We start from the raw sequence: 12,158 nt of genomic DNA, 5'->3' as shown, positions 1-12,158 counted from the left end.
ATCTAATCCGCATTAGGAGGACGTGTCAAGGCATTACCGGCAGATTACGTGATGCACACAAATCACCCTTGACACTCTCGTTCCGGCCGGAGTACACCTCTTCCTAATCCGCATTAGGTCGACAGGGAAGAGATCTTCATGTCCGACATCCCCCGACGCCGTTTCCTCGGCGGAGCCGTAGCGGCCGGACTCGCAGGGGCGCTGGTTCCCGCGGCACAAGCCCAGGCCGACACCCCTTCGATCTCCGCCGACGGCATCACGCTGACCGCGGCCACCGACGGCGGCATCACCGTCCGCGACGGCGGTGGCGTCGAGCGGGTCAGGCTCACCGGGTTCATGGCCAAGGACTCCGTCACCGGCATCCAGCGAACCACCGGCGGAACGCCGTCGCTCATCACGCTCCAGGACGGCACGCAGGCCATCCAGGTCGACTACACGCTCCCCGGCACGGCCGCCGGAATCACCGTCCGCGGCGTCTTCAGCGTCGCGCCGCACCGCGCGAAGCTCCGCTGGGAGGTCGGCGGCTCGACCACGCTGATCCCTGCCGGTTTCATGCTCGGCCGCACCGTCGTCTCTCCCTCGGCGCCCGAGTCCTTCGCCGCGCTGACGACGTGGAACCGCGACGCCGGGGGAGGAGTGCCGTACGAAAGCAACGCCGGGGTCGTCTATCAAGAGACCTGGGCCGACACCCGCGCCTACTTCCGGCTGGCCACCACCACCCCTGCCTGGACCAACGCCACCTGGATCCACGCGCCGGGCACCGGGACCGCGAGCGCGGCCGTGACGGAGGCCGACCTGGTGCTCGGCTCGATGCGGCCCGCGGCGGGCGGCACCATGGGCGCGGGCCTTCCGCTCGGCGTGGAGGTCTGGACCGACCAGCCCTTCTCCCTCTGGGACGCCGGCGGCCGGCCCATGGCCCTGCACGCGGAGGTCGCCAACGGGGGGAAGGCCGCCCGCAACGTCAAGCTGTCGTGGTGGGCGCGCGACTTCGACGGCAGGACGCTGGCCAGCGGCAGCGTGACCGGCACGGTCGCGGCGGGAGCCGCGTGGAAACAGACCTTCACCGTCACCTCGCCACCCCGCGGGATCGTGTTCACCGAGGTGAGCGCCACCGCGGGCACCGACAGCGCGTTCGCCCGCACCAACCTCGCCGTCCTGCCGCCGCACACCTACCAGGCGGGCGCCGACAGCATGTTCGGCATCGCCAACTACCCCTGGCTGCTCAGGCCCGACACCGCCGCCGTCGTGGGACTGATGAAACGCCTGGGCATCCAGCGTGTCCGCATCTCCTACGACGGCGGGCCGGGTCTCCCGCCCGCCACCCTCGACGCGGCGGGGATCAGTCACAACATCGAGCTCGCCGGGATCCCCCTGGGCGGAACGGCCGCCGAGGTCGCCGCCTGGGCCGACACGAACACGCAGAAGGCGATCGGGTCGGGTGCCGGCTACTTCGAGGTCGCCAACGAGGTGAACAAGCCATGGATGAGCGGAGAGACCGCCGCCGCCTACGTGCGGGACGGACTACGCCCGGTACGCGACCGGCTGACCGCTGCGGGAGCGCCCACCAAGGTGCTCAACGCCGGTCTGGCCGGCATGGATCACGTCTGGACCAAGAACTTCCACGACGCCGGCGGCTGGGACCTCATCGACGGGTTCGCCTTCCACCCCGGCAGGGGCAACTTCACGCCGGACTACGCGCCGCCTCCTGAGGAATGGACGCAGGGCAGCAACGGCTCCTACTGGAACTTCCTCGGCGGCCTGCGCAAGGCCCGCGAGATGATCGCGGAGTACGGGCACAAGGAGTTGTGGCTGACCGAGGCCTACGCCTGCACGAAGCCGAACAGCTGGTGGCACGACACCTACCGGCAGGCCGCGGAGAACGTCCTGCTCACCCTGGCGCTGGCCAAGGCCGAGGGGGTGCGCTGCGTGAACTGGTACCAGCTGCACGACAGCGTCCTCGGCAAGCCGCAGATGGCCGACCCGGCCAACCCCGAATACCACTACGGGCTCATGAACCGCGACACCAGCGCCAAGCCGTCCATGCTCGCCTACGCCACGGCCGCGCAGGTGCTGGACAGGGCGACGTTCGTACGCTGGCTGGAGCTGGCCGACCCCGACCTGAAGGGACTGCTGTTCAGCACGCCGGAAGGACCCGTCTCGATCCTGTGGAGCAGGAAGGACGGATACCTGCTCAACACCGACCATGCGCCGGGCTCCACCTGGTTCGCCGCACCGGAACCGTGGGTGGACGGCTGGCCGACCAAGACGGACCTGAAGGTGGCCGCCGCCGGGAGCTCGGTGAGGGAGCTCGACTGCATCGGCAGGGAACGACGGCTCACCGCCCGCGAAGGCAAGGTCAAGGTCCGGCTGGACGGCGCCCCGCGTATCTACTTCGGTCTGACGGCGACTCCTGACCAACTGCCCTGAGGCCGAACTCTCCCCTGCCCTGGGTGCAGAGAGCGCCGCCCATCCGCGACCTGCGCCTGTGCCGTTGATCCCGAACTCCCGCGCCACCGACGCGACCGTCCAGCCCCACGTTGAACTCCGGCGAGAACCGGACGGAATCTATCCCGAACGCGCAGTGGATCAGTCGTAACGCGGATATTGCCTGCCGCTGCGCGTCGCTAGGCTCATCCGCGCCTCATACCGTGAGGCGGAAATCGACGCAGGATGTGCACGACGTCCGCGATCAGGGCCGGACACGCTGTCTCTTGACACACCTCTGTCCGGCCAATTGGGTAGGTCCAGCCACGGGAGCTGGGGGATCAAGACCATGAATGAATTGAGATCACAGAGCTTGGGAAGCCTCCCGAGTCCATCCGCTCCGGCCTTGATGTTCAAAGGCGACGTAGAGGAAATGCGAGCGCAGGTCTCGCAGAACTTCTCGCCGCACGGCCTCAAGGTCATCAAAAGCCATTCGAACGGTGGCCGGTACAGGCTTCTGCACCGCGGGAACATCGTCTTGCACACACTGGCGTACGGGGCCGAAATCCGTGTCGAAGTACCGGCGCTGCCCGACTTCTACAACATTCACGTGCCGTTGACCGGTGGTGGAAGATTAACGGTCGGGCGCCAGGATGTTGCCGCACCACTCACCATCATCGGCCCTCGGCGGCGCATCAACATGAACTGGAGCGTCGATCACGATGTCATGATCATCCAGATTCCCGAGGTGCTTGTCGATCGCCTCCTTGAGGATCAGCTCGGTGACGCCCCGAAAAAAGATATGCACTTCGAGCCACAAGTCATCGATGAGAGCCCTCTGGGTCGAGCACTCACCGCACTTTCCCTCCCCGCTACGGCAGGAATACCGTTCCCCTTTGCAACCTCATCTCTCGCCGAACACCATTTCGAGCAGTTTTTGCTGCACACCATGCTCGGCTCGCAGCCCCATACCTACTCTGCCGACCTCGACGGGCCCAATGCCCCATCGACCTCCGCAGCGCTTCGACGCGCACGCCACTTCTGCGAAGAACACGCCGCTGAGCCGATCACTCTAGGAGACATCGCCACTGCGGCCAGGGTGAGCGTCCGTACCCTTCAGGCGGGCTTCCGCGAACACCTGCAGACAACGCCCATGGCCTATCTGCGCAATGTACGGCTGGCCCGGGCGCACGCCGATCTTGTCCACATCGCAGCGACAGGCAGCCAGACCACTGTTACAGAGGTGGCGCTCCGCTGGGGTTTCGTGCATCTGAGCCGGTTCGCCTCCCTCTACCGCCAGACCTACGGTCACGCGCCCTCCGTCACACGTCGAGGACGATAGTGAAGGCGATGGTTAAGGATGCGAGACGCGTCCGACCGGTTGAAGGGTGAGGGCGTCGTCCGCCATGAGGTCCTGGTGCTCGCCACTGTTCGCGCGGGCTCCGCGCGATGACGATCGTCCGGTATCCGGATCGCGCCGCAGGCCGCTCGCTTACCGGATAGTCCGGCATTCCACCTCTCCGTACGATCCACTGCAGGAGACCGAGAGACACGAGCATCAGGAGGAAAAGTGCGCAAGAGCGTTCTCGCCCTGGCCGCGACTTTAGCGTTCACCGGGGCTGGACTCGCGTTCGCCGCCGCTCCGGCGAGCGCCGAGAACCGCGACTTCTCAGTCGGCAACCGCGACTTCTCAGCCGGGAACCGCGATTTCTCGGTCGGGAACCGCGATTTCTGAATAGGCAACGGCGAAGCTCCGGTCGCCGACCAGGGATAACGGTCGGCGACTGAGTGGATCCGATGTGGCGGATAAGGTGTGCAGTTTCCTGCACACCGCACCCGTGCCTGATGACGGGTGCGGGAGCCGCGGCTGGCGTTCAGCGTGACTCGAAGGGGTTGAAGGCGGCGTACGACAGGTCCGGTTCGGCCAGTCGGCGGCGCGCCGGTCACCAGTGACGGCGGCCCGGCCGACGTCGGCCACGGCGCGGACGCGCTCACGTTCGGCTTGCGACGGCGCGGCCGGGTGCGGCTTGCGGGCCCGAAAGCCGTCGCTGGGTCTCCAGTAGCCACAGCGCTCCCACTTGCTCATCGGCCGGCATTATGCCGCGTCTGTTCAGATGCATATGGGTCAGGCTGCGGACTACGCCGATATCATCGGCCAAATCTGAGAGGCTGCCCGCCGTGCGGGTTTCGTACAACCCTCGAATGTGCGTGAGCCAGGGCGCTTGCCCCTCCGTCAGCAAGTTCATGAGCTCCTTGCGGGCCTCATGCGCACGTCGTCGTGACACCTTCCGAGCCGGCAGCCCCGCGCTCATGCGGGTCAGCACCTCAGCGACGACATCAGCAGGAGCGCGCAAAGACTCGAGATAGAGATGGGTCAAGGCGGCCGCCAGCAGGGCCCTGTCCTGTTGTGACTGCCGGAGCGGCCTGAGGCAGGCGAGTGCGGATCTGCTGTCTTCGCAGAAGGAGCGTTCGCAGGCTGCCAGGCCTTCAGCACCCCCATATCGGCGGGTCTCCGGGCGGTAGGGCTCAATGGAGAAGGTGGTCACGAGGTCCTTTCCGGCCAGTACCCGAAGCACCTGACTCATTTCGATGACATTCGTGTCTTCGCTCCGGATCCTGATTCGGAGATGCCGGACGGGATCGTCGTACCGGACGAAGAACCACTGCGCCTTCCGGCGCTCAAGATGGTTACCGAGGACACGGATCACCTCGTCCTCGTCATCGGGATCCGCGACGATGTGGAAGGCCCACCACCGGTCGCCAGGAAGGTGCACGACCGGCTCGGTCACCTGGGAGACGTCCGCCGGTATGCGGGGATGTTCCGTGTTGACCATGGTGGCGACGAATTCGACGGGGCGGTCAGCCATCTCGCTGACAAAGGACTCCTCGACCCATTCACGTCCACGGCGCCTTTCGTCCGCGAGGAGGTCCCGGTGCAGGGGGTTTTCAAGGTCGAGCAGAAGCCGGGTATCGCCTTCCCCGACATGCACGTACCTGGGCATCGCCGGACTGCCGAGCGCTGCGTCGATCCGCCACCTGGCCGGGGAGATGATCAGATCGCCGATCTCCACCCGCGGCAGCGCGCTGTTCGTCGCGGGCAGTGCTCCCCAGTCCCAGCCGGGAACGGCAGTGCCGAAGGCGGACACCCGATGGGCGAAATCCAGTAGTGGGGGCGCATCACCGGTATTGACCAGGTGGTGGGTACGTGCGACGACCTTGCGCCCGTCAGTCCGCGACCGCAGGTACGGCACGCCATCCGAGACGCCGACCACCAAATCGGCGGGTCGTGTCACGGGCCGTTCCGCGGTAGAGGGAGCCGACGACCAGGCGAGCAGCCCTTCGTAGGGAGAACAGCCGGTGGCGAGGTTGCGCAAAGCGTCCTGCCAATAGTCGATGGCCAGGAAAAGCGCCTCTGAGCCCTCACGACGCACCGCCGCCGCGACATGTTCCTCAACACGCGGGTCCAGTCCGGCGAAGCGTGAAAAGGCCCGGCCGCCGGGGCCGGCCAATCCTCGTGGCCCCAGCACCCAGCCCGGGTCCCGAGGATCGCCCGTATTGGTTCGTTGGACGAAGACGTCGTACGACACGGCAGCCCGGCTCAGCACAGGCAGGGTGGCGACGTCCTCCGGAACGATCGAGACCCTGTTCGCTGCCGCACGCCGGATCAGGGCAGCCCGGAGCGCTGTCAGTCGCGGGGAATCGGTCACGCCTGGTGCCGGTGGCCGTTCCTCGTCCAGCACTCGCTCAAAGGGGACTTCCTCATGCCCGAAACGTCGTTCGAACCTCTCTGCGAAGTCGGCGATCCACCGGTCCGGCTCTTGCGCCATGGCCAACCGCAGGAGGACAGGCATGGCCGCGAGCAGGGCGTGCTTCAGGGCGTTCGGCGCTCGGCCGTCCACGGACATGGCCAGATCCATGGCCAGGCACGCGCGGGCATCCCGCCAGTCAAAGATCTCAGTCGCCTTCTTGACCGCGTCGATCCCCTCCCCGAGAGGGCATTGCTCGAGCTGACGCAGCAGGGGAACCCGATAGCCCAACTCATGTGGCGCAGGTCGACGTGCAGAGCTCACCAGCAGCCCGGCCTCCCACAGCCGGCTGACGAAGGCGCGAGGATCGAGGATCCCTGGGTCCGTGATGTGAACCAGTTCGGCAACAGAGTCGATGTCACGTGGCTCGGTGCAGTAGTCGCAGATCGTGTCGACGACTGGCAGCCGTCGTACCGAACGCATGGTCACGTTGTTACCGGGCGGTGCGAACAGGATCCGCCGAGCGGTCACCCGCCGGCTCGGGTTCACCTCGACCGTCGCAGCGGTGCTGTCAGCGAGACGGCACGCCACGGTGGCGTCCAACCTGACCCTCTTGGTGAAGGCGCGTGGGCGGATCTCGCCCAGGTCCGCGCCCCAGGTGGTGAAGCCCGTGGCGGCGAACAGACCGAAGGGCGTGGGACGATGGCTCATACGGTTGACGTACTTGAGGAAGGTCCGCTGCATGCGCTGCCGGGCCTCGGGATCAGGCTGCCAGGCTCCCGACGCATAGAGATCCAGGCGGCTCGCGAAGCGCGGGTTGGCCACCCAGACAGCCTCGGCCAGGACGGCGTTCGACCACAGCCGGATGATGGGATCCCCCTCGTGGCTGTGGTCCGGCATGTCGTACGGCAGGACGGGCATGCGGACCATCACGAGCGGCAGCGCCGACCACGCTTCCTGCTCAGGCATTCGGCGTGTGCTCCAGGCTGCTGCCGGTGTCCCAGACACGCCACAGCCTTGCGTAAATGTCGTCGCGCCGGAGCAGCTCGTCATGAGAGCCCACTTCAGCGATACGGCCGCCCGACATGGCGATGATCTGGTCCGCCTGGGCGGCCGTGTCCAACTTGTGAGCGATCTGGATGACCGTGTGGCCATGAAGTGAGCGGCGGAGCACGTCGTCCAGCCGCCGCTGCGTCGTTCTGGGGAGCGCGGAGGTGGCCTCGTCGAGAATGAGGATCGCCGGGGGATTCAGCAGGATTCGAGCCAAGGCGAGTTGCTGCGACTCCGCTGGAGTCGGGACATACGCCTCTTCTCCCAGCTCGGCGTCGATGCCTCCGTCCAACCGCGAGATCCAGGACATCGCGCCGGTGGCTTCCAAAGCGGCGGTCACCTGCTCGTCGGTGGCTGCAGGCATGAACAGGCGTAGGTTGGCCGCGGCGCTCCGTTTGAAGACGTGGTCCTCCTGAGTGACCAGCGCGATGTGACGGCGCAGAACGCTTGGCGGAAAACTGGCGATGTCGGTGCCGCCGACAAGTATGCGTCCCTGTGACGCGGGCTGGGCTCCGGCCATGAGCAGAGCCAGGGTGGTCTTGCCCGCCCCCGACGGGCCCACGATGGCCGTTCTTGTGCCGTGTTCGATGCGCAGGTGGGCGTCTTCGACCACGGGATGGCCCGGCTTGTACGCGAAGGTCACGCCTTCCACCACTACCGATCGGTCGACCGGTTCGGGGCCGGACTCCTCGATCTCCCACGGCGTCTCGGGCACTCCGACGATTCTGGCCAGCCCGGCTGAGCCGCTCTGAAACTCGTCGAACCAGTCGGCGAGGTCGTCGAGCGGCCCGATCAGGGCTTGCGTATAGAGGACAACAGTTGTCACCTCGCCGACGTCCGCCAGCCCGATGCCGACCATCCACGCCCCGACGCCGGCGGTGACGACCAAAGGCAGGAAATAGCCGATCTGTACGAGGGGAAACCACCGGGCCGACAGATCAACAGGGGTGACAGAAGCGTCCCTGGCCTCGGCCACGCCGGAAGCGATCAGTCGACCACGCCGGCCGCCAAGGTCGAACGCCTCTACCACCTGTGCGCCCTGCGCGGTCTCCAACACCAGGGTCGACAGCCGTGACTGGGCGGCGAGTTCGTCCTGGTAGGCCTTCCGGAGCCGCTTGGCGTACCTGCGCGTCGCCACCACGATGATCGGAACACCGACCAGCACCGTCCAGCCCAGAAGAGGGTTGGCCACGAAGGAAGCAGTGACCGTGAGCACCAGCGTGAGCAGCGCGGCCACCGTCTCCGGCAACCCGGATCTCACGACCTCATGGATGACCTCCATGTCGTTGGTGGACCGGGAGAGGATCTCACCCGTCCCCACGCTCTCGACCCGCTGCAACGGCATTCGCAGTACGCGGCTGACGAACGTCTCGCGCAGGTCGGCGAACACTCTCTCGCCCAGCCTGAAGGCCGACTTCCTGGCGAAGAACACCAGGACGCCCTGGAGCAGGACACACGCCGCGATTCCCGCGACGGCGAGGTCAAGGGGAAATCCTGGCGACCTGTGCGCGATGCTGTCGACGACATCGCCAAGGAGCATCGGCGGTACCAGCCCGACCGCTACCGCCACAAGGTAGAGGCAGACGACGGCGCCCAGTGTGCCGCGGTTGGACCTCAGCAGCCGCAGGACTTCGGCGCGGATCCTCGCGTTGTCGGCTGTCGGCAGGGTGGCGTCAGACATCCTGGATCTCCCGTGCGACTACGGCTCGGTAGGTCTTGCAGGTCGTCAGCAGCTGACGGTGGGTTCCGCTGACGAGGTCGCGTTCCAGGTAGAGCACCCGATCGGCGAGCTCCAGGAACGCCGGGCTCCGGGTCAGCACCACGGTGCCCGATTTCTGCCGGAAGGAGCGCAGGCGCGACGCGACCTCCTGCTCGGTGGCGCTGTCCAGCGCCTCTGTCGGCCGTACCATGACCAGATAGGGGCTCTGACGTGCGAGAGCGGAGGCGAGGGCCAGCCGTTGGCGCTGACCGCCCGACAGATTGCGTGCACGCGGTCCCACCGTCAGGTCCAGGCCTTCGGAGCTCATGGTCAGCAGGTCGTCGCAGACGGCTGTGCGCAGGGCCTCCAGTACTTCGTCATCGCTGAGGCCACCGGCCGATTCAACAGCCTCACGGATGGTTCCGGAGAAGAGGAACGGCTGCGCGCCGTGATAGAGCACCGTCTTGCGTACGTCGGAGCGAGGGGCTTCGGCCAGTGCGGTGCCGCCGATCGAGGCTCGCCAGGCGGGATCATCGGCTCGCAGCCCCGCCAGGTGTTCCGCGATCCGCGTCTCGTCGGCCGGCGATTCGGGAACGACGACGACCAGCTCTCCCGGTCGGACCACGATGCCCGTGCGAGGTGTGGTCAGTTCACCCGTGAGAATGCCCGGTTCGTCTGCGCGAAGCTGCTCCCGGTCAGAGCCTCCCAAGCAGGCGTTGTAATTCTCTGTCGCGACCAATGCCCCGGCCCGGGTCCTCACAAAGTCTGCGACCGATCCAACGGGCTCCACCAGGAACACCGCCGCGGCACAGAACGCAACCAGTGCGCCTGGTTCGATCTCGCCGCTCAGCGCCAGTCGTCCGCCGGCCCAGGTGACCAGAATGAGCAGCAGGTTCGGCAGGAAGACGGCGGAGGCCGACAACAGCGCTTGGGTGCCTCCCACCGCGACGCCCGCTCGGAGTGTCTGCTTCGACACGACTCGGTAGTGCTCCTCGAAGGTCGCCTGCGCCCCGAGACCACGGAGCACCCGCAGCCCTCCCGCGAGGTCGACCCCCAGCTCGTTCAGCGTGCCGAGGATTTTCCTGTGGGCCCGCTGCCGGCCCTCCAGCGGCACCGCGATCCTTGTGGTGAGGAGGGAGACGAGCACGACGCCAAGCAGGACGGCCCCGCCGAGCGCCAGGGACTCCGCGAGCAGGTACGTGGCGATCACCGCCATCGCGGCGATCGAACCGAGCAACCGTGCGATGGCATTCGGGAACCCTCCGATCGCGTCGGTGTCGGAGTTGACCGAGGTGCCCAGCTCGCCCGTGGAGCCCTGCACGCCTCTGGTGACCCGATCGCCCAGACGGGCCTTCAAGTCGAATGACACCCGGATCTTCAACTTGGCCGCCACGACATAGCGGGTGATCGATGCGGCGATGGTGACCGCCGCCAGCGTCGCCAGGAGCGCAATCGAGCCCACCAGGCCGGAGGTCGTGTCGATCAGAATCGCGAGAATTCTGCCCAGCGACCATGGGATCAACGCTTCCGCGCCCCACTGCACCATGGCCAGCCCGACGAGAAGGCCGACTGTCCTCTTGTTCTCCCGAATGGGGTCCGACAGCGCAAGGTGGTTCACGACTGCTCCTCGGCATCCGCCTCAGGGGGTAGGAGGGGGATCTCCTTCACGTCCGGATAAAGCGCTCGCAGGGCGTCCATTCCAGCGACGCGGCCGATCTCGGCGAGGATGTCGGCTGCGGCGTCGAGGAATGGTCCCCTTCGTGATCCCGCGGCGAATTTGAGCAGACCGCGCGGTCGGCTGACACGCGGGATGACCGCGTCGAACCGGTGCGATCGGAAACCGAAGCTCGCGCCGTGGACGAGGCGGATTCCTCGGATGGCGGCCGCGTGGCGCAGCACACCCAGGACGAACCCATGATTGGCGACGCTGTCCTCGGCGCTGTCCTCGGCCAATTCGATGATGACGAACGGGGCGTCGCGGATGATGTCGTTCTCCGAGGCGAGCGAGGGGTGAACCACTGAGCTGAACACACCGCTGACCGTTGCCAGCCTCTCGGCGACATACCGATTGTTGGCGTACACCTGGCCCGCGTGCCGTCGATGCCAGGCCGGGCGGAACAGGAAGGGAGCGTCCAGCGCCGCGATATCGGCGGCGCTCGGCCCGGCGCCGGTCACTCCACGCACCAGCCGCAGCACCTTCGCCAGTTCGCCCGCTCGCGGCACCCCACCGACCATCCCTTGGTGATGGAGGACATTGGCGACGCCGAGATTGGCCAGTTCCAGCCCCTGCTGGTCGAGTTTGAGCGCCGAGCGCACCTCGATGAACGTGACAGCGTCACGACCCGCCATCGCTTCCAGCACCTGCCGCATCGGCCAGGCCGGGGAGATCAGCGTGGTATCCGCGATCACCACCCGGGGGCGAGCCGGATCTTGCGCCCAGGCGCGCAGCCACCGCCGCAGCGGCAGAACATCCAGAGTGCGGCTGTAACGAACCGGCTCGACAAGGAGGACGTCGGCGCCGGAAAACGATGCCGGGTCCGTCAACGCCGACGGCGGGATCTTCTCGTGAGAGACGGCGGAAGACGCAAGGTACTCCAGGAGGAGGTCGGTTTCGAAGTAGTCACCCCAGTATGCGATTTTCAACGGGTGTGCCTCGGTCGGATGCATCATATGAATGAGCGATTGCAGCACATGGGTGAGTGCGGCCATTCCGCTGGAGAAAGCTACGCTCTCCAGCGCCCATCCGGTGGGAACATGCTCCGCCACGGCAGCAGCCAGCCGTGCCTCCAGGTGAGAAGCCGTCATGTTCCGTTCATAGCTGTGGTCGAGCTCGCACCCGCTGGGCAGTACCGTCCGGAGCATCGTGTCGGGCGAGCGGAATCTCTGCTCGCTCATCGCGTGAGCGCGTCTCAGCAATAGCGACCTGAGTGTCTCCGCGGCTCGGTCGAGCTCGTGTTCGGCCAAGAGGCCCCGAGTGACGTCGACGCCCGCGAGTCGGTGGTGAAGCGACCGCCAGTCCGGTAGGTCCTCGTAAGGCAGCTCCATTATCTCCCGGACAAGCTCGGCGAGCAGCTTCTGCTCAACCGCCAAGAAATCATCCATCAATCCTGCTTGATGATAAAGAGGCGGGGGGGGGGGGGGGGGGGGGGGGGGGGGGGGGGGGGGGGGGGGGGGGGGGGGGGGGGGGGTGGTTGTGGGGGTGGGGGGGGGGGGGGGGGGGGGGGGGGGGGGGGGGCGGG

General features: G+C 66.8%; 7 protein-coding genes. 3 read left to right on the top strand and 4 right to left on the bottom strand.

Translation table 11 applies throughout. The annotated features are described in order from the left end of the window. Window positions 1-138 precede the first annotated feature (138 nt). The 3 genes from ACIHFD_RS63770 (at window position 139) to ACIHFD_RS63760 (ending at window position 4,159) form a co-directional block, all read left to right on the top strand. Window positions 139-2,427 (top strand): hypothetical protein, encoded by a 2,289-nt coding sequence (locus ACIHFD_RS63770; RefSeq protein WP_397375266.1) that lies wholly within the window; start codon window positions 139-141, stop codon window positions 2,425-2,427. A 406-nt stretch (window positions 2,428-2,833) separates the two neighbouring features. After that, a complete protein-coding gene (locus tag ACIHFD_RS63765) occupies window positions 2,834-3,766 on the top strand; it encodes an AraC family transcriptional regulator (RefSeq protein ID WP_397375286.1) in 933 nt (310 codons plus the stop codon). Window positions 3,767-3,994: 228 nt separating this feature from the next. Continuing rightward, window positions 3,995-4,159 (top strand): hypothetical protein, encoded by a 165-nt coding sequence (locus ACIHFD_RS63760; RefSeq protein WP_355192557.1) that lies wholly within the window; start codon window positions 3,995-3,997, stop codon window positions 4,157-4,159. A gap of 256 nt (window positions 4,160-4,415) precedes the next feature. Here the strand turns inward: ACIHFD_RS63760 and ACIHFD_RS63755 are convergent, their stop codons facing one another. The 4 genes from ACIHFD_RS63755 to ACIHFD_RS63740 are packed head-to-tail and all read right to left on the bottom strand — an operon-like array spanning window position 4,416 to window position 12,021. Then, the gene (locus tag ACIHFD_RS63755; protein ID WP_397375265.1) at window positions 4,416-7,139 is read right to left on the bottom strand and encodes a thiopeptide-type bacteriocin biosynthesis protein; all 2,724 of its coding nucleotides are present in this window, start codon (window positions 7,137-7,139) and stop codon (window positions 4,416-4,418) included. Continuing rightward, window positions 7,132-8,901: an ABC transporter ATP-binding protein gene (locus ACIHFD_RS63750; protein WP_397375264.1), complete on the bottom strand. Its 1,770-nt coding sequence runs from the start codon at window positions 8,899-8,901 to the stop codon at window positions 7,132-7,134. The genes ACIHFD_RS63755 and ACIHFD_RS63750 overlap by 8 nt, the downstream gene beginning before the upstream one ends. Beyond that, the gene (locus tag ACIHFD_RS63745) at window positions 8,894-10,537 is read right to left on the bottom strand and encodes an ABC transporter transmembrane domain-containing protein (protein ID WP_397375263.1); all 1,644 of its coding nucleotides are present in this window, start codon (window positions 10,535-10,537) and stop codon (window positions 8,894-8,896) included. Before ACIHFD_RS63745 ends, ACIHFD_RS63750 begins: the two co-directional genes overlap by 8 nt. Beyond that, window positions 10,534-12,021: a hypothetical protein gene (locus tag ACIHFD_RS63740; RefSeq protein ID WP_397375262.1), complete on the bottom strand. Its 1,488-nt coding sequence runs from the start codon at window positions 12,019-12,021 to the stop codon at window positions 10,534-10,536. The genes ACIHFD_RS63745 and ACIHFD_RS63740 overlap by 4 nt, the downstream gene beginning before the upstream one ends. Between the last annotated feature and the right edge of the window lie 137 nt (window positions 12,022-12,158).

The organism is Nonomuraea sp. NPDC051941 (assembly GCF_044593615.1).
This window is presented reverse-complemented; position numbering and strand designations above follow the sequence as displayed.